At 72.7% G+C, this 20,363-nt stretch carries 5 protein-coding genes (1 of these 5 running past the window's edge); 2 read left to right on the forward strand and 3 right to left on the reverse strand.

Features of this window, described 5'->3' with window-relative positions; translation table 11 throughout:
• From OG386_RS10850 to OG386_RS10860, 3 genes are all read right to left on the reverse strand, one after another.
• Nucleotides 1–6,573 carry the start of a non-ribosomal peptide synthase/polyketide synthase gene (locus OG386_RS10850; protein ID WP_328787963.1) on the reverse strand. The gene continues 21,468 nt to the left of window position 1, outside the view, so only the first 6,573 of its 28,041 coding nucleotides appear in the window; its start codon is at nt 6,571–6,573; its stop codon lies beyond the left edge, outside the window.
• A gap of 2 nt (nt 6,574–6,575) precedes the next feature.
• Nucleotides 6,576–11,477, reverse strand: a complete 4,902-nt coding sequence (locus OG386_RS10855; protein ID WP_328787964.1) for a non-ribosomal peptide synthetase — start codon at nt 11,475–11,477, stop codon at nt 6,576–6,578.
• A 124-nt stretch (nt 11,478–11,601) separates the two neighbouring features.
• Nucleotides 11,602–11,829 (reverse strand): MbtH family protein, encoded by a 228-nt coding sequence (locus OG386_RS10860; RefSeq protein ID WP_328787965.1) that lies wholly within the window; start codon nt 11,827–11,829, stop codon nt 11,602–11,604.
• A gap of 175 nt (nt 11,830–12,004) precedes the next feature.
• Here OG386_RS10860 and OG386_RS10865 point away from each other — a divergent pair, with 175 nt between their 5' ends.
• Both OG386_RS10865 and OG386_RS10870 read left to right on the forward strand, forming a co-directional pair.
• A complete protein-coding gene (locus OG386_RS10865; protein WP_328787966.1) occupies nt 12,005–12,604 on the forward strand; it encodes an ABC transporter ATP-binding protein in 600 nt (199 codons plus the stop codon).
• Nucleotides 12,605–12,868: 264 nt separating this feature from the next.
• Nucleotides 12,869–20,341: a non-ribosomal peptide synthetase gene (locus tag OG386_RS10870; protein ID WP_328787967.1), complete on the forward strand. Its 7,473-nt coding sequence runs from the start codon at nt 12,869–12,871 to the stop codon at nt 20,339–20,341.
• The last annotated feature ends 22 nt before the right edge of the window (nt 20,342–20,363 follow it).

The raw sequence follows: 20,363 nt of genomic DNA on the forward strand, positions 1-20,363 counted from the left end.
CAGTGCGGTGCGGTCGTGCTCGCTGATCAACGCGAAGGGCTCGACGGCCCGGATCAGCGACTCGCCGACCTCCTGACCGGCAACGCGGCCGGCCAGCGCGGCGATCGTCTTCAGCTCGAACACGTCGGGAATGGACACGTCGTAGCCCGCCGCACGCAGCGCGCCGACGAGACGCACCGCGCGGATGGAATCACCGCCGAGGTCGAAGAAGCTGCCTTCGACACCGACCCGCTCCAGCCCCAGCACCTCGCACCACACCGCCGCCAGCCGCTCCTCCACCGGAGTACGCGGCGCCACGAACCGCTCCGAGGTGAATGCCTCGAGCGCGGGGGCGGGCAGGGCGCGCAGGTCCGCCTTGCCGTTCACGGTCAGCGGGATGGCGTCCAGGGTGACGAACGCGGCCGGGACCATGTAGTCCGGCAGCCCCTCGGCGAGGTGGGAGCGGACCGCGGCGGTGTCGAGGGGGGTGTCCGAGGCACCGACGAGGTAGCCGACGAGGATCCGCTGTCCGTCGTCGCCCTCGCGGACCGTGACCAGGACGTCGCGGATCTCGGTGCGCTCGCGCAGCCGGGCTTCGATCTCACCGAGTTCGATGCGGTAGCCCCGCACCTTGACCTGCTTGTCGATCCGACCGAGCGACTCGAGCGTGCCGTCGGGGAGGCGGCGGGCCAGGTCACCACTGCGGTACAGGCGGGAGCCGGCCGGGCCGAACGGGTTCGGGACGAACTTCTCCGCCGTGAGTCCGGCGCGGCCGAGGTAGCCGCGCGCGAGTGCCGGGCCCCCGACGTGGACCTCACCGGGCACGCCGACCGGCACCAGCCGGCCCTCCGCATCCAGCAGGTGGATCACCATGTCGCCGAGCGGCGAGCCGATGGGGCTCTGCGCGGGGCGGGCGAGATCACGGTCGGTGACCCGGTGGTGGGTGGCGTGGACGGTGGTCTCGGTGATTCCGTACATGTTGACGAGCGCGGGACGCTGCGTGCCCATGCGGCCCGTCCACGGCAGCAGTTCGGACATGTCCAGGCGCTCGCCACCGAAGATGACCGTGCGCAGGGCGAGGTCGTCGACGCGCGGGTCACCCTCGGCCGCGAGTGCGGCCAGCGCGCGGAAGGCGGACGGGGTCTGGCCCACCATGGTGACCTGTTCCTCGACCAGGAGGTCGAGGAAGTCGTGCGGGGAGCGGCTGACGGCCGACGGTACGACGACGAGCCGGCCGCCGTGCAGCAGGGCTCCCCACATCTCCCACACCGACCAGTCGAAGGCGTAGGAGTGGAACAGGGTCCACACGTCGTCACTCGAGAAGGCGAACTGACCTCCGGTCGTGGCGAAGAGGCGGGTGACGTTGGCGTGGGTGAGGCTGACGCCCTTGGGCTGCCCCGTAGAACCCGAGGTGTAGATGACATAGATCAGGTTCTGCGCCACCACACCCGTCACCGGAGCAGTCGACGGACGCGCCTCGATCACTGCGTGATCGGCATCCACCAGGACCCGAGCCCCCGCGAACTCCAACTCGGGCAGAGCCGAATGCGTCACCAACAACGCCGCACCCGCATCCGCCAGCATGTACTCCAGACGCTCCACCGGATTCACCGGATCCAACGGCAGATACGCCGCACCCGCCTTCAACACACCCAACAACACCGGAACCAGATCCGCACCCCGCTCCAGCGAGACACCCACGATCACATCCGGACCCGCACCCGCAGCCACCAAATGACCGGCAATACGATTCGCCCGATCATCCAACTCCCGATACGTCAAACCGACCCGACCGACCGTCAGAGCAACCGCATCCGGCGTCCGCGCCACCTGCGCAGCGAACAGCTCGTGGACACACCCCTCCACCACCAGCTCGGCAGCATCGTTCCACTCACCCAACAACAGAGCACGATCCCCACCCGACAAGAACGCACCCGAAGCCGAACCGTCCGCATCCGCAGCCATCGACTCCAACACCGACCGGTACATCCCGGCCAAACGCTCCAGACCCACCCGACCCAGCACATCGGTCGAGGAGTTGAGGTTGAAGGCTCCGTCGCGGGCGATGGCGGTGAGGGCGAACTCGTTCGTGTGTTCGCGCAGGCCGCCGTCCATGGCACGGGTGGCGGCATCGCGCTGGTGGAAGTTCTGGTAGTCGAAGAGGACGGGCAGGAATCCGTCCGTACTGCCGGCGGCGCGCTGGATGGCGGGCAGGGGGTAGCGGCGGTGCGACCAGATCTCGGTCTCCCGCGCATACACCTGCTCCACCAGCTCGCGCCACGTCCGCGCGCCCTTGACCGCGGGGAACGGCAACGTGTTCAGGTGCATGCCCAGCACCCGGTCACCGCCCGGAGCCTCCAGCCGACCGTGATAGACCACACCCGTGTGGAAGGCCTCCTCGGCCGTCAGCGAGCCCAGCACCTTCACGTGCGCCGCCAGCAGCACGCTCTTCAGCGAGGTCCGCGCCCCCGCCGCCAGCCGCCGCAGCCCCTCCTCCAGATCGGCGAACGGCACGCGGGCCTGTACGGCCTGCGGGTCAAAGTCGCCCTCCCCGCCGTCCGCCGGGTCGGCCCAGGCCGTGGGCAGGGCGAAGGGGGCGTGGGCGCCGACGACGCCCTGCCAGTAGGCCTGGTCGGCGGGGTCGGTCAGCGAGGCCTGCTCGGCCGCGATGAAGTCGGCGTACCGCACCGAAGGCACCTCGTACGCGGCCGGCTCACGCCCGTCACGCAGCTCCCGGTACAGACCGAGCAGCTCCATCAGCAGCGAGTTGAGGGTCCAGCCGTCGGTGACGGCGTGGGAGTGGCCGAAGGTCACCCGCCAGGCGTCGTCCGCCTCGATGTGCACGGCGATCCGCAGCAGCGGGGCGGTGGTCAGCTCGAACCAGTCGGCGCGTTCGGCAGCCGCATAGGCGCTCTCGTAGGCGCTCCGGTCCTTCTCCGCCAGCTCCCGGATGTCCTCGACGGTGACGGCGAGGGCGACGGCGGAGCTTTCGTGGACCAGCTGGAGCGGCTGGGAGAAGCCCTCCAGGTGCACCGACGTGCGCAGCACCTCGTGCCGCGCCGTCAGTACGTCGACGGCGGCCCGCATCGCCGGCTCGGAGAAGGCGAGGGTGTCGGGGATGCGGAAGGAGCTGATGTTCCGGTAGGCGGTGCCGCCTTCTCCGGTCAGCATTTCCACCAGCATGCCGGTCTGGATCTGCGAGAGCGGGTACGCGTCCACCACGCCGGCGGGCAGCGCGGCCCGGTCCTGCTCGGCGATCAGCGCGAAGGGGGCGACCGTCGCGGTCGCCGTGGTGCCGGCCGGGAGCGGCGCGGAGCGCGGGGCGGCCTCGAGGTGTCCGGCGAGGGCCTCGATCGTGCGGTGCTCGAAGAGGTCGCGGATGGAGACGTCGTGGCCGGCAGTGCGCAGGGCCCCGGCGAGTCGGACCGCTCGGATGGAGTCGCCGCCGAGGTCGAAGAAGCTGTCGCTCACTCCGACCCGCTCCAGGCGCAGCACGTCGGCCCAGACCGCCGCGAGGCTCTCCTCCAGGGGGCCGCGCGGGGCGGTGTGGGCGCGGATGCCGTAGGACTCGGAGGCCGGTGCGGGCAGCAGCCTCCGGTCCAGCTTGGCGTTGGCCGTGAGCGGGAGGACGCCCAGGGTGACGACGGCGGAGGGGACCATGTATTCGGGCAGGTGGGCGGCCGCGCCCGCCCGGACGTCGCGGGCGTCGGGGGCCGTGCCGGGCACCGGGACGACGTAGGCGACGATCCGGGGCTCGCCCGGCACGTCCTCCCGGACGATCACGGCGGCCTGGCGGACCTGCGGGTGCGCGGCGACGACGGCTTCGATCTCGCCGAGTTCGATGCGGTAGCCGCGCAGCTTCACCTGGTCGTCGGCGCGCCCGAGGTAGTCGAGCCGGCCGTCGGCGCGGCGGCGTACGACGTCCCCGGTGCGGTACATCCGCTCGCCGGGCGCGCCGAAGGGATTCGGTACGAAGCGGTCGGCCGTGAGGCCGGGCCGGTTCAGGTAGCCGCGGGCCAGCTGGGCGCCGGAGACGTGCAGTTCGCCGGGTACCCCGACGGGGACCGGGCGCAGCGCCGCGTCCAGGACGTACAGGCCCGTGTTGGCCACGGGGCGGCCGATGGGCACCTGGCCGGTGTCGGCCTGCGCGTCCACCTCGTGCGCGGCGACGATCACGGTGGATTCGGTGGGGCCGTACACGTTGTGCAGGCGCACGCCCCAGGCCTCGGTCACCTCGGCGGCCAGGGCGGGCGTCAGCCGCTCTCCGCCGGACAGGACGCGGGTGAGCGGCAGGCTGGTGCCCTCGGGGACGGCGCGCAGGGCCACCGCGAGCAGGGACGGGACGAACTTGGCGACGGTGAGGGCGTGGCGGCGGACGTGCGCCATGATCTGCTCGGGGTCGCGGACGATGTGCTCGGGGGCGACGTGGACCGAGGCGCCGGTGAGCAGCGGGAGCCAGAACTCGGGGATCGCGCCGTCGAAGGTCAGCGGTGCGCGGAAGAGGACCCGGTCGTGGGGGGCGAGCGGGACTTCGCAGCGCATCCACCGGGCGTGGTTGGCCAGGCCCCCGTGGGTGACGAGCACGCCCTTGGGGGTGCCGGTGGAGCCCGAGGTGTAGATGGCGTAGGCGGGGTGGGCGGGCAGGACGGGCGACGTGCGGTCGGCCGCGCCGAGGTCACCGCCCGGCCGGGCGGCGAGCTCGGCCGCGGTCCCGGGGTCGTCCAGGACGAGCTGCGGCAGCGGGGTGGCCGTGCCGGTGCACACGGTGCCGGTGGCGGCGACGGTGATCGCGAGGGCGGGGCGGGCGTCGTCGAGGACGAAGCGGGTACGGGCCGCCGGGTTCGCGGGATCGATCGGCAGGTAAGCGGCGCCCGACTTGAGGACCGCCAGCAGGGCGACGATCTGGTCGGCGGAGCGGGGCAGGGCCAGGGCGACGAGGTCCTCCGGCCCGGCACCGCGGTCGATCAGCAGCCGGGCGAGGCGGTTGGCCCGCTCGTTGAGCTGCCCGTACGTGAGTGAGGTGTGCTCGTCGGCCAGCGCGAGCGCGTCGGGGGTGCGGCGCGCCTGCTCCTCGAAGAGTGCGGGCAGCAGGGCGCCGTCGGCCTCGGTGACCGGGCCGTGGGCGTCGGCGAGCACCTGGTCGAGCTCGTCGGGCGGCATCAGTTCGGCCCGGCCGGCGGGCAGGTCGGGGTCGGTGGTGACGGCCTCGAGGAGCCGGAGGTACTGCTGCGCCATGCGTTCGACCGTGCTCCGGTCGAGGACCGAGGTGGCGTAGCGCAGCCGGGCGTGCAGGGCGCCTTCCCGGGAGTCCTCCACGTCGAGGGTGAGGTCGACCTTGGCCACGCGGTCCGCGGTCTCGGCGCGGACGGTCAGGCCCGGCAGCTCGAAGGCGGGGGCCTGGTGCTCGCGCAGGACGAAACCGGCCTGGTAGAGCGGGGTGCGGGAGAGGTCGCGCTCGGGCTGCAGCTCGTCGACGAGGCGGCTGAAGGGCACGGACTGGTGCTCGTATGCGTCGAGGACGGTACGCCGGCCGACGGTGAGGAGCTCCGTGAAGGTGGGGTCGTCCTGCCATGCGAGGCGGATGACGAGGGTGTTGATGCCGTAGCCGATGAGCTGTTGCAGCTCGGGGCGGCCGCGGCCGGAGACCGTGACGCCGACGGGGATGTCGGTGGTGCCGGTCCAGCGGGCGAGCAGGGTCTGGAACGCGGTGAGCAGCACGACGAAGCGGGTGGTGCCGTGTGCGTGGGCCAGCTCGCCGGCTCGGCGGGCGAGTGCGGCGGGGACGGTGAACGGGACGGCGTCGCCCTCGGCGTCGCGGCGGGCGGGACGCTGCCGGTCGGCGGGCAGGTCCAGCACGGGGACGCCGGAGAGCTGGGTGCGCCAGTAGCCGAGCTGCTTCTCCAGTGCGTCGCCGGACAGTTCGCGGCGCTGCCAGGCGGCGTAGTCGGCGTACTGGACGGGGAGCGGGTCGAGGGGGCTGGGCCGCCCGTCGAGGAACGCGCTGTAGAGGAGGCCGAGTTCCTCGGCGAAGACGCCGACGGACCAGGCGTCGCAGGCGATGTGGTGGAAGGTGACGACGAGGATGTGCTCGTCCGCGGCCAGGGAGATCAGGCGGGCCCGGGCCGAGAGGTCGTGCTCCAGGTCGAAGGGGGTGGTGATCTCCTGCTCGGCCGTCAGCCGTGCGCGCTGTTCGCGTTCGGCGGCCGGGACGGCGGCCAGGTCGGTCAGCGGGAGGTCCATGTCGCGGGGGGCGTCCACGACCTGGACGGGCTCGTCGCCCGCCAGGACGTAGCGGGTGCGGAGGATCTCGTGGCGGGCGACGATTGCGGTCCACGCGGCGCGCAGGGCGTCGGTGTCGAGGGTGCCGGAGAGGCGGAGCACCAGCGGCACGAGGTACTCGGCGCTGTCGGGCTCGATGCGGTTGAGGAACCACATCTGCTGCTGGCCGAAGGAGAGCGGCAGGTCCTGGTCCCGGTTCACCGTGGTGATCTGGGAGCGTCGTCCCCCGCGCTTGCCGGCCAGCCGGCGGCGCAGGAGCTCCGCACGCTGCGCCGCCGGGTCCTGCTCGGTCGACCGCATGTCGCCGGTGCTCATTCCTACTGCTCCCTCGGGGTGGTGCTGTTGTTGGTGTGGTGGTGTTCGGCGAGTTCGGCGTCGGTGAGCCGGTCGATCTCGGCGGTGATCAGGTCCTCGACGGCCGCGGCGAGTCCGCTGACGGTGGGCCGGGCGAAGACGGTGCCGATGGTGAGGTCCACGTCGAACTCGTCCTGGAGCCGCGCGGCCATCCGGATGGCGAGGATGGAGTGTCCGCCGAGTTCGAAGAAGCCGTCGTGGATGCCGACGCCGGGCAGGCCCAGCAGCTCCGCCCAGATTTCGGCGATGCGCGCTTCGGTGGGGGTGGCCGTCGGGTCCTCGCCGGTCCCCGTGCTCCCGGCGGGCAGGACGGCGGGCAGGGCGCGGCGGTCGACCTTGCCGTTGGCGGTGAGCGGGACGCTCTCGATGAAGGCGAGGGCGGCGGGCACCATGTACTCCGGCAGGGTGCGGGCCAGCCGGCGGCGGATCTCCGTGGCCGCCTCGGCGGCGGTGCCGGCGTCGGGCAGGGTGCCGTCCGCCGGGACGACGTGGGCCACGAGGGACTTCTCGCCGGTGGCGGTCTCCCGCACGGTGACGACGGCCTCGCGGACCTCCGGCAGAGCGGTCAGCTCGGCTTCGATCTCGCCGAGTTCGATGCGGTAGCCGCGGAGCTTGACCTGGTTGTCGATGCGGCCGAGGAAGTCGACGGCACCGTCCGGCAGCAGCCGGGCGAGGTCGCCCGTACGGTACAGGCGCGCTCCGGGCGGTCCGTAGGGATCGGGGACGAACTTCTCGGCGGTGAGCTCCGGCCGGCCGTGGTAGCCGCGGGCCAGGCCGGTGCCGCCGATGTGCAGCTCGCCCGCGACACCGACGGGCAGCGGCCGGCCGCGGTCGTCGAGGACGTGGGCGGTGGTGTTGGGCAGCGGGCGGCCGAGCGGCACGGCGCTGTCGTAGGGACGGTCCACCGGGTGCACGGTGGAGCCCACCGAGGCCTCCGTCGGCCCGTACTCGTTGATCAGCCGGCCGGGACCGAGGAGCTCCAGCCAACGCCTCGCCGTGCGGGCGGAGAGCGCCTCCCCGGCGACCAGGACGCGGTCGGCCAGCCCGGCGGCCTGCGCGTCGGTGAGCTGCTCGGCGAGCAGGTCCAGGTGGCCGGGGGTGAGCTTGACGAAGCGGTACGGAGCCTGCGCGGTCAGGGCGGCGCCCAGGCCGGACAGGTCGAGCCCCGCGGGGAGCAGGTGCACGGGCTCGCCGGTGAGCAGGGGCACGTACAGGTTGGTGGCCGGGAGGTCGAAGGCGATCGAGGAGAACAGCGGGGCTCCCGCGCCCGTTCCGGCGCCGTGGCCGGACGAGGGGCCCGCCAGGTCGCGGGCGGCCCAGCGCAGGTGGTTGACGAGCCCGCGGTGGTGCACCGTGACGCCCTTGGGGCGGCCGGTCGAGCCCGACGTGTAGATGACGTACGCCGGCAGATCGGGGTGGGCGAACGGGCGGGGCGGGGCGGTCGCCGGGCGCTCGAGGATCTTCTCCCGGTCGGTGTCCACCTCGATCCGCACCCCGTCGAAGCCGGCGACGGCCGCGGCCACCTGTGAGTCCGTCACGAGCAGCGGCGCGGCGCAGTCCGCGAGGACGTGCCGCAGGCGCTCGGCCGGCAGGCCGGGATCCAACGGCAGGTAGGCGGCGCCGGCCTTCCACACGCCGAGCAGGGCGGGCAGCAGGTCCGGTCCCCGGTCCAGGCAGACGCCGACCACGGTCTCGGGGCCCGCGCCGGCGGCGACGAGGTGGTGGGCGAGGCGGTTGGCCCGCTCGTCCAGCTCGCGGTAGGACAGCCGGGTGTCGCCCGAGACGACGGCGAGGGCGTCCGACCGGGCCTCGACGCGCTCCTCGATGATGTCGAGGGTGCTGCCGGCGGGCCAGTCGGTCCGTTCCCCGACGGCCCAGTCGGTGAGCACCAGGCGGCGCTCGTCGTCGGTCAGCATGTCGGCGGCGCCCAGGGAGCGTGCCGGGTCCTCGGTCACCGAGTCGAGCAGGCCCAGGAAGTGACCGGCGAACCGTTCGACGGTCTCCGGTCGGAACAGGGCCGTGGCGTACTCGAGGGCACCGGTCCAGGTCCCGTCGCCCTCGCTGCGCACGTAGAGGGTGAGGTCGGTCTTGGCGACCTGCCGGGCCGGGTGGAGGTAGTCCATGTCCGCCTTGTCGGGCATGCCTCCGATCAGCGCGCCGTCGTGCAGGTTGAAGGCGACCTGGTAGAGCGGGGTGCGCGACGGGTCCCGCTCGGGCCGCAGTTCGTCCACGATGTGCTCGAAGGACAGGTCCTGATGGGAGAAGGCGGCCCGGCAGGTGTCCCTCATCCGGTCCAGGGCTTCGGTGAAGGCGATCTCGCCGTCGAGCCGGCAGCGCAGCACCAGCGAGTTGAGGAAGAAGCCGACGGTCCGCTCGAGTTCGGGCCGGGGCCGGTCGGCGACCGGGGTGCCGATGACCACGTCCCACTGGCCGCTGTGCCGGGCGAGGACGGCGCCGTACGCGGTCAGCAGGGTCATGAAGGGGGTGGCGCCGCGGCTCTGGCCGAGCCGGGTCACGGCTTCCATGACACGCGGCGCGATGGCGAAGGTGACGACGCCGCCGCGCGGGTCGCGGGTGGCCGGGCGCGGGTGGTCGGTCGGCAGTTCCAGGGGGACGAGCCCCTCCAGCGCCTCGCGCCAGTAGGCGAGTTCGGCGCCGAGCCGGTCCTTGGAGCGCCATGCGCGCTGCCAGGAGGCGTAGTCGGCGTACTGCACCGGCACGGGCGGGAGCTCGGCGTCGATGCCGGCCAGACGGGCGGCGCACAGCTGCTCGAACTCGGATTCGAGCACGGAGGCGGACCAGCCGTCGCAGGCGATGTGGTGCACGGTCACCAGCAGCAGCACCTCGGCGGGTGCCGGATCGGGGGTGCCGGGCGTGCCGGGGGTGCCGGAGGGAACGCGGGCGAGGGTGGCCCGCCAGACCCGTCCCGAGGCCAGGTCGAACGGCGTCTCGAACTGCTCGCGGAAGTGCGCGACGACCTCGTCGCGGGTGCCCTCGACCGTGGCGAGGTCGATCGGCAGCCGCTCGCCGACGACCTGGACGATCTCGCCCTGCTCGCTGACGTACCGGGTGCGCAGTACCTCGTGCCGGTCGGCCAGGGCGTCGAGGACCTCGCGGACGTCCTCGGCCCCGAGGTCGGCCGGGGGCCGCAGGAACAGCGGCGCGGCCCATTCGGGGCTGGGGTCGACGGCGTTGAGCAGCCAGATGCGGTGCTGCCCCGAGGAGAGGGGCTGCGGCCGGTCGCGCGGCACGGGGGTGATGGCGGGTACCGCCGAGCCTGTCTTCGTGGCAGCGGGCGTCGCCCCGGTCTCCGCGACCGCGGGCGCCGCCTCGACCGGGACGGGCCCGCCCGACGGCACGGCCGTCGGCCCCACCAGCAACGCGGCCTGTTCGCGGACGGTGACGGCGGTGAAGAGGTCGGCCAGCACGACCTGCGCGCCGGTGGTCTCGTGCAGTCGGCGGGCCAGCTGGGTCAGCAGCAGCGAATAGCCGCCGAGCTGGAAGAAGTTGTCGTCCAGACCGACCTGGCCGACCTCCAGCAGCTCGGACCAGGCGCGCGCGACGGCCCGTTCGGCCGGGGTCCCCGGCTCGACGTGGACCGGGCGGCCCGAACCGGTCTTCGTGGCGGCCGGTGCCCCCGCCACGGCGGGCGTCGCCGTGCCGGCCCGGCCCAGCAGTTCCAGCGTTCCGTCGTTGCGCCAGCGGACCTCCTCGTCCGTACGGTGCATCCGGCCGCCGGGGGTTCCGTAGGGAGCGGGGCGGAAACGGTCCGCGGTGGTACGGGGGTCACCCAGGTAGCCGCGGGCGAGGCCCAGGCCGGACACGTGGAGCTCACCGGGCACACCCGGCGGCACCGGGTCACCGTACTCGTCGAGGACCAGCACCCGGACGTTGTCGACGGGGCGCCCGAGGACGGGCAGTTCGCGCGCCACCGCGGCGTCGAACGTGTCGGCGGTCACGGTGAGCGCCCCGCCGTCCAGCAGGTGCAGGGTGCACACCTCGGCCGCGCTGCGGGTGGCCAGCTCGCGCCCGGTATCCGCAGCAAGACCGGAGCCGGCGCAGAGCACCAGACGCAGCGCGGAGCACTCCCGCCACCGCTCGTCGGCGGCGGTACGGGCGAGCGCGTCGGGAGCTGCGACGAGCACCGTCACCCGCTGCTCGGCCAGCACGACGGGCAGGCCGACGGCATCGGCGGGGCCTTCGATGTGCGGAGCGAGGAGACCGGCACCCGCGGTGAGCGCGGTGAACGTCGTCCAGTACGGGGCGTCCTGCCCGTCCGGCGCGTCCTGCGCGTACAGCACGCGGTCGGCCGCGGTGACGCCGTACTCGTCGACCAGCCAGCGGACCTGGTTGGCGAGCGTCCGGTGGTCCAGGACCAGCGCGCCGGGGCCGTCACCCGCCGGGCTCACCCAGGCCGCGGCCGTGGGCTCCAGGTCCAGCGCCGGATCGTCGGCGGGGAAGGCCGCCACGGCGTCCGGGTCGAGGACGAGGGCACGGGCCGGGCCCGTGCCGTCCCGACCGGTGGTGTCCGCGCCCGTGCGACCCCCGGCGGGCAGCAGGACCGCGTCCAGGCGCACCCCCGCAGCATCCGCGGCGTCCGCGCCGCCGGCCGTCGGCGCCACGGCGGCGCCCGCCCGCCAGACGCCGAGAACGGCCGCCGTGTACTCGGCCCCCGCGGGCAGCCGGACGCCGACCACGTCCTCACGGCCGATCCCCGACGCGATCAGGAAACGGGCCGTGCGATTGGCCCCTTCGTCGATCTCGCGGTACGTGGCCGCGCGCGGGCCGTCGAGCACGGCGGCCGCGTCCGGGGCCCGGCCCGCAGAGTCCGCGAAAAGGTGGTGCAGAAAAGACTGCCGTGGCACGAGAGCTCCTCGCTCGGTCGCGTTGGACGGTGAAGCCGTACGGCCGCCGGAACCGCGCCGGCCATACGAGAGCCCGGACCGGGACACCGGACCGGGCGGGATGGGCCCCGAGGGGGCCGCGGTTCTACTGGGCGGCCTCGGCCATCCGGCGGCGCAGGCTCAGCGGGCGCATGTCCGTCCACACCTCACCGATGTGAGCGAGGCACTCCTCCTTGGTGCCGGAGGTGCCCTCCGCGTGCCAGCCCTCGGGCAGCGCGCGGTCGGCCCACCAAATCGAGTACTGCTCCTCGTCGTTGAGGACGACGAGGTAGGTCTGGGTGTTCGCCTGCGAGGCAGCGGTCAGCTCGGCCATGCCGATCCCCGATCACTTGGAATGAATGCGGAACGCGTACGGATTGCCTTCGTACACATCGCGATCCTGCGAACGGCCGCTATAGACGCTCTATACGGGGTATGGCTGGCACCACCGCCAAGAGTGAACCGCGGGTCATTGCCGGGCACTCCGGCCGAGCTGTCTACTCGTGTCCATGCCCGCCACACAGCTCGGTGTCGAACTGCGCACCGTCTCGAAGACCTACCGCCACGGCCCGGAGCCCGTCGTCGGGCTCGACCGGGTCAGCCTGGTGTGCCCGTTCGGGGTCTTCACCGCGATCATGGGCCCCGCGGGCTCGGGCAAGTCGACCCTGCTGCGCTCGGTGGCCGGGCTGGAGCGGGCGGACAGCGGGCAGGTACGCGTGGACGGCACGGCGTTGGGCAGCCTCGACGAAGCGGAACTGACCGCCCTGCGCAACAAGAAGATCGGGTACGTCGCCGGACCGGCCGTAGGGGCGCGCGCCGTGGCCCAGACGCTGGCCGCCCTGCCTGCGGTGTTCCTCGCGGACGAGCCGACGGGCGCGCTGGACGCGGTGAGCAGCCGCCAGGTCCTGACCATGATGCGCAACGTGACGGACGACGCGGGCCGGGCCGTGGTCATGGCCACCAGCGACCCTACGGCCGCCGCCTACGCGGACCAGGTCATCCTGCTGTCCGGGGGCAGGGTCGCCGCCACGCTGGAGTTCCCCACGACCGAGGAGATCACCACGCGGCTGGCCGCTCTGCACACCCCGCCGGCCCCGAACGGCGACTGAGGCCGCCCCGTCGGGCCGCCCACTCCGGCACCCTCCTCGCTCCCCCTCCGCCTCCCTCGGTCCCCCGTGACCGGGCGGCGCCCCTGTCCCCCGTCAGGTGCGGCGCCGCCCTCCCCGTCGGCCCCGGAAGTCCCCCGCTTCCGGGGCCGATTTCTGTCCCACGGCATATAGAGCACCTATAGCGGGCTTCCGCAGGATCTCGGCGTACGCAAGGGGCACATGTGCGGCCGTGCCCCTCGTCCCGCTGAAGTGGAGCAAGCCCTCGTGTCCGTACGGCAATTCGATGCAACCCGTCCCGTGCTGACCGGCGGGCTGTTCGCGGCCCAGTGCGCCAGAACGCCGCAGGCGGTCGCCGTCGTCTCCGGCGACACCCGGCTCACGTACGGCGAGCTGGAGGAACGGGCCAACAGCATGGCCCACCACCTGATCGCAGCGGGCGCCGGACCGGACACGATCGTCGGGGTGTGCCTGGACCGCGGCCCCGATCTGCTCCCGGTCCTGCACGCCGTATGGAAAGCCGGCGCGGCCTACCTGCCCATCGATCCCGCGCTACCGCCCGCCCGCATCGGCCACATGCTCTCGGACGCGCAGGCACCGCTGCTGGTCACGACCGCCGCGCACGCGGACCGTACCGCGGACTTCACCGGCGTCCGCGTGGACCCGACGGCCGACCGCGACGCGATCGCGGCACGACCCGCGACCGCCCCCGACAGTGGAACCGGATGCGATCCGGAGCGACTGGCGTACGTGCTCTACACCTCGGGCTCGACCGGCCGCCCCAAGGGCGTCATGATCGGCCACGGCGCCCTCCACAACCTCCTGACCTCCCTCCGCGAGGACGTGGCACCGGCCCGTCGGTCCACCTGGCTGGCCGCCACCTCCATCTCGTTCGACATCTCCGGTCTCGAGCTGCACCTGCCGCTCACCACGGGCGGGCGCATCGTCCTGGCGAGCGACACGGAAGCCAAGGACGCCGCCGCGCTCAGGGCCTTGGTCGACGCGCACCGCGTTACGCACGTGCAGGCCACCCCGTCCGGCTGGCGCCTGCTGCTCGCCGCCGGGTTCGACAACTACGCCGTCACCGCCCTGGTCGGCGGTGAGCCGCTCACCGCCGCACTCGCCGCCGCACTGCAGGACAAGGTCCAGCGGCTGGTCAACGTCTACGGCCCCACCGAGACGACCATCTGGTCCACCTTCTGGGAGGTCCCGGAGAACGCCACCGCGATCTCCATCGGCCGACCGCTGGCCAACACCGGCACCTACGTCCTGACCGAGGACCTCCGTCCGGTGCCGTCCGGAGTCGTCGGCCATCTGCACCTGGACGGCCACGGTCTGGCCCGCGGCTACCTCGGCCGTCCCGACCTCACGGCCGAGAAGTTCGTACCGAACGCTTTCGGCCCGGCCGGTTCGCGGCTCTACCGCACCGGTGACCTGGCCCGCTTCCTGCCGGACGGAACGCTGGAGACCCTCGGCCGGATCGACAACCAGGTCAAGGTGCGGGGCTACCGCATCGAGCTCGGCGAGATCGAGTCCGTCCTGGCCGGCTGCGCCGGGGTGCGCGAGGCGGTCGTGACCGTGCGGGAGAGCGAGGGGGAGAAGTCCCTGGTCGCCTACGTGGTCCCGGACGGCGACGGTGAGGTGGACTCGGCCGTGCTGCGGGCGGATCTGGGGCGTTCGCTGCCCGAGTACATGGTTCCGGCGGCGTTCGTGGTGCTGGACGCGATTCCGTTGAACGCGAGTGGCAAGGTCGACCACCGGGCGCTTCCGGCACCGGAGTTGGGTGCCTTCGCCGTGTCGGAGCGGTTCGTGGCGCCGCGTACTCCGGTGGAGGAGCGGCTGGCGGCGGTGTGGTGCGAGGTGCTGGGGCTGGAGCGGGTCGGTGTCGAGGACAGCTTCTTCGACCTCGGCGGTGACTCCATCCGCGCCGTGCGTCTCGTCGGCGCACTGCGCGCGGCCGGCTACGACGTGTCCATCCCCGACGTCTTCCAGCTGAAGACGATCGCCGCGCTGGCCGGCCGCGTTGCCGGTCAGGAGGTCGGCGAGTCGCTGATCCGGGCCGTCGAGCCCTTCGCGTTGATCAGCGAGCACGACCGCACCGCGCTGCCCACCGGCGTCGTGGACGCGTACCCGCTCTCCCAGGTCCAGACGGGCATGCTCGTCGAGATGCTGGCCTCCGGGGACGAGCACGTCTACCAGAACATCAACTCCTTCCGGATCCCCGACGCAGAGCCCTTCGACGCACCCGCCATGGGCCGCGCCCTGAGCACCGTGGTGGCCCGGCACGACGTCCTGCGGACCTCGATGCACCTGGACGGCTACTCCCAGCCGCTCCAACTCGTCCACGCCGAGATCGACGTACCCCTGGCCGTCCACGACCTGCGCGGCCTCACACCCGAGCAGCGGACCGCAAAGGTCCGTGCGTACGTCGACGAACAGAAGGCCGCCGGCGCCGAGCTGAAGCACGCCCCGCTGCTGCGGATCGCCGTGCACATCGAATCCGACGACGCCTGGCGGCTGACGGTCGGCTACCAGCACGCCGTCGCGGACGGCTGGAGCCTCAACTCGCTGCTGATGGAGCTGCTCGGTCTGTACCGGGAGCTGTGTGACGGGCGGGAGCCGGCCGCGTACGAGGTGCCGTCGGTGCGGTACGCCGACTTCATCGCGGCCGAGCAGGCCTCACTGACCGATGCGGCAGACCAGTCCTTCTGGCAGGACGTGGTGGACGAGCACGCGCCGGCGCACCTCCCCGGCTCCTGGGCACCCACGACGGACGGCCCGCCCGACCGGTCCGTCGCCCACCGTCAGGTGCCGTTCGCCGATCTGGAGGAGGGGCTGCGGCGGCTGGCGGCGGGGGCGCGGACCTCGCTGAAGAGCGTGCTGCTGGCGGCGCACGTGAAGGTGCTGGGCTCGCTAACGGCGGAGGACGCCTTCCACACGGGCGTGGTCTACCACGGCCGGCTGGAGGCTCCGGGTGGTGACCGGGTGCTGGGCATGCACCTGAACACGCTGCCGTTCCCTGTGGTCAAGGGCGCGCGGACGTGGCGCGAGCTGGTGGAGCAGGTGTATGCGCGGGAGACCGAGATCTGGTCACACCGCCGCTACCCGCTGCCCGCGATCCAACGCGCGGCCGGCAGCACGGACGGATTCCTGCCCGCCCTCTTCGAGTACCTCGACTTCCACCAGGTCGACACGGACACGGTGGACGTCTCGTCCACGCTCGGCGACGGCGCCAACCAGTTCGGGCTCACGGCCCTCGCCAGCGGAGGTTCGGTCAACCTCATCGCCGCAGCGAACGTGCTGAGCGAGGAGTCGCTGGGTTGGTTGGCCGGGATGTACCGGTCGGTGTTGGAGTCGATGGCCGCTGATGCGGATGGGGATGCGACGGTCGTGTTCCTGTCCGAGGCGGAGCGCGGGTTGTTGGCGGGTGCGTGGGCCGATGGCGCTCGTGTGGAGTGGCCGGTGGGCTCGACGTTGGACGCGTTCGAGGCGCAGGCCGGGCTAACTCCGGATGCGGTGGCCGTGGTCGCCGGTGAGGTGCGGTTGTCGTATCGGGAGGTGGAGGAGCGGGCCAACCGTATCGCCCATCACCTGATCGCCGCCGGTGCCCAGCCCGACACCCTCGTGGGTGTCTGTCTGGAGCGTGGTCCGGAGTTGGTGCCGGCACTGCTCGGTATCTGGAAGGCGGGTGCGGCCTATCTGCCGCTGGACCCGACGCTTCCGGCGGATCGACTGGGGTTCATCCTGGCCGACACCGGGACCAAGCTCCTGATCACGCAGGGCTCCCTGATGGCAACGGTCGCCCCGCTCCACGAAGGCACACTGATCGTGGTCGACACCGACCACCGCCGCATCGCCCGACACCCCGCCACCACCCCCCACCGCGACGACACAACCACCCGCGCCCTCGCCTACGTCATCTACACCTCCGGCTCCACCGGCCGCCCCAAGGGCGTCATGGTCGAACACGCAGGCCTGATCAACTACCTGCGCTGGACCATCGACACCTACGCCTCCCAGGGCGAAGGCGGCGCCCCACTGTTCTCGTCGATCTCCTTCGACCTGGGCATCCCCGACCTCTTCACCCCGCTGCTCTGTGGTCGTCCGGTCACCCTGCTGCCGGATGCGTTGGAGACTGCCGAACTGGGTGCGCTGCTGGCTGCTGCCGGTCCGTTCGGATTCGTGAAGCTCACCCCGGGCCACCTCGACCTCCTCACCCACCAGTTGTCGGCGGAGCAGGCGCACGGCCTGGCGGGTGTGGTCATTGCCGCGGGAGACAACTTCCCGGTCTCCCTCGCCCAGCGTTGGCAGAAGCTGGCCGGCGAGGGCGGTACGAAGGTGGCGACCGAGTACGGTCCCACCGAGGTCACCATCGGCAACTCCGGCCTGATCATCGACCCCGACCACATGCCGGTGACCGAAGCCGTCCCCCTCGGCGCACCCATTCCCAACACCGCCATGTACGTCCTGACCGAGGACCTGCACCCGACCCCGATCGGCGTTGCCGGTGAGGTCTACATCAGCGGCCACGGACTGGCCCGCGGCTACCTCGGCCGACCCGACCTCACCGCCGAGAAGTTTCTGCCGAACCCGTTCGGCCCGGCCGGCTCACGCCTCTACCGCACCGGCGACCTCGCCCGGTTCCTCCCCGACGGGACGTTGGAGACCCTCGGCCGCATCGACAACCAGGTCAAGATCCGCGGATACCGCATCGAACTCGGTGAGATCGAAGCCCGCCTGCGCGAACACCCCCACGTACTGGACGCCGTCGTCACCGTCCGCGAACCCCAACCCGGCCACAAACGACTCACCGCCCACCTAGTCCCCCGCAACAACGAAACCCTCGACACCACCGCCCTCCGCACCCACCTGACGACCACCCTGCCCGACTACATGGTCCCGGCCGCATTCCTCGTCATCGACAACATCCCCCTCACCACCAACGGCAAGATCAACCACCGCGCACTCCCCGCACCCGACCTGACAGCCTTCGCCGCCACCGACGAGTACGTCGCGCCGCGCACCCAGGTGGAGAAGACCCTCGCCGCGATCTGGTGCGACGTCCTCGGTGTGGAACGCGTCGGTGTCGAGGACAGTTTCTTCGGCCTCGGAGGTGACTCCATCCGCGCCGTCCAGGTGCTGGCCGCCGGACGGGCCGCCGGTCTGACGCTCGCCGTATGGATGATCCTGCAGGCCAGATCGCTCGGTGAGCTGGCCGCCATGGCCTCGCCCGAGGAAGCTGCTGGGGGTCCCACCCCGGCTGCCGACGGCATTCCCCTGACTCCCGGCCAGTTCCGTCTGTTGGACGAGGGCACCTCCGGGGGCCGGTCCCTGCGGCTCGTGCTCAGCACGCGGCCCGATCCCGTACTGCTCGGCCGGGCCCTTGATGTGTTGGTGCGTCACCATGCCGCCCTGCATGCCGTCCTGGCGGCCGACGGCTCCCACTGGGCACCGGGGGACACGTCCGCGCGTACGGAGCACGCTCCCCTGCTGCGCCTCCACGACCTGGGAGCCGTTCCAACCGACGGGCGCGCGTCCGCCGTCGCAGCGGCCGTCGCCGCGGACCGTACGGCCCTCGATCCGGGCACGGGCGTCCTCGTCCGGGCGTCCCTCGTCACGGCGGACGACACCGAGCCCGGTGAACTGTGGCTCACGGTGCACGGTTTGGCGGTCGATGCCGGGTCCTGGCCCGTCCTCGTCGAAGACCTCAACACGGCCTACGCCCGGCTCGCAGCCGGCCTGGACCCCGAACCGCTGCCCGCCGGTACGCCGTGGCACGCCCGGGCCGCCGATCTCGCCGAAGAGGCGGCCTCGGACGAGCTGGCGGAACAGGCGGAGACCTGGCTGAACCGGGTTCCCGGCAGCCCGCTCCCTCTGGACCGGCAGCCGCCCGGTGGTCGCTGCGCCATCGATCGGGGCCACATCCGGCGGACGGCCGCCTCGGTCACGGCCGTGCTCTCCCCCGGGCTCACGGCCGAACTGGCCGCCGGCCCCGATGCGGAAGGCCTCCTGCTCGCCGCCCTGGGCCGGACCCTCGCCGAGTGGTCGGGCGGCGATCGGGTCGAGATCGACGTGGTCACGGACCCGCGCCAGGATCCCCGTACGGGCGCTGCGCTGTCCCGTACGGTCGGGCTCCTGACCGACCGGTACCCGGTGTCGCTGCGGCTTCCCCGGAACAACGATCCGCACGCCACTGCCACGGCCGTGGGCCGGCAGCTGCGGGCCGTTCCGCAGCCGGTCCACGGCTACGGCCTGCTGCGCCATCTCGCGCCGGACACCGAGCAGGCGGCGGAGCTGGCGGCGCAACCGGATCCGCAGGTCCTGTTCGCCCTCGGGCCCGTGCCCTCGACGACCGAGCACGGCGAGGACGGCGGGAAGGACGAGGGCACCGGCAGGACCCCTGCCTTGGTCTTCATGCCGGGTCGCATCCGTCCGGAACCCTCCGGGGAGACGCCGCGGCGGCATCTGCTCGAGGTCGACGCCCGGTTCCTCGGCGGCCAGCTGTACGTGGAGTGGACGTTCAGCACGGCGCTGCACGACCGCGCGACGGTGCAGCGGCTGGCGGACCGTCATGTGCGGGAGCTGGGCACGATGGCCGCGCACACCGGTGCGCCACGGCGCACGGTCCGAGCGGCCTCCCCCTACCCGTGGCCGCGGCTGCGTGCGCTGATGGAGGAGCACGGCGTACCCGGTGCGAGCGTGGCGCTGATCGAACACGGTGAGGTGACCGCGGTCGAGAGCTTCGGTGTCCTCGGTGTTGAGCAGCCGGAGCCGGTGACCGCGCAGACGCTCTTCCCCGCGGCTTCGATCAGCAAGCACGTGACGACGTACGCGCTCCTGCGCCTGGTGACGGAGGGCCTGGTCGACCTCGACCGGGACGTCAACACCTACCTGGAGTCGTGGCAGGTTCCGCAGGGCCCGGCTCCGGTGACCGTGCGCGCGCTGCTGGGCAACCGGTCGGGGCTGGCGCAGCACCCGCGCGTCGAGGAGCCGTACCGCCGCGGCGGCCCGGTGCCGACCGTGCTGGACGTGCTGCACGGACGGCCGCCCGCGCGCACCCCCGGGGTGCGGCGGGAGGAGGAGCCCGGGCGGACCTTCCGGCAGAACCAGATCAACTTCTCGGTCCTCCAGCAGGCGATGTGCGATCTCACCGGCAAGTCCTTCGACTCCCTCGTCCGTGAGCTGCTGTTCGAGCCGCTGGGGATGACGGGCAGTGGCTTCGACTCCGTCTATCCCGACTCCTCGGGCCTCCCCTTCGCCCGCGGCCACGACGCTGCGGGCCGGCCGGTCCCGGACGGGCACGTCGTGCACCCGGAGACGGCGGCCGGCGGGCTGTGGACGACGGCGCGGGACCTCGCCGCACTGGCCGTCGAGATCCGGCGCGGCTATCTGGGACGCCCCGGCGCACTCGTGGCGTCGCCGCTCGTACGGGAGATGCTCACCGCCCGGGCGGGCCGGAACTACGGCTGGAGCACCATCCTCGACGACAGCGGCGCGGACCTCGAGTTCGGCCACGGTGGGCAAGCCATCGGATACCAGGCCATGACCGGGATGCGGGCGCAGTCCGGCTCCGGTGCCGTGCTGCTCAGCAACGCCGTTGCCGGCCGCGAGCTCGTCAACCACCTGCTCGCCGGCGTCTGGGCCGGTCAGGAACGGCTGGCGCACCTGTGGCGGCGGGCGATCGCCGAAGCCACGGAGCGCGAGCGGGCGGCCGGACCCAGCTCCCCCCTACACCACTGACCACGCCCGCCCCGCGGCCGCG

Source organism: Streptomyces sp. NBC_00273 (assembly GCF_036178145.1).
Classification (GTDB): Bacteria; Actinomycetota; Actinomycetes; order Streptomycetales; family Streptomycetaceae; genus Streptomyces.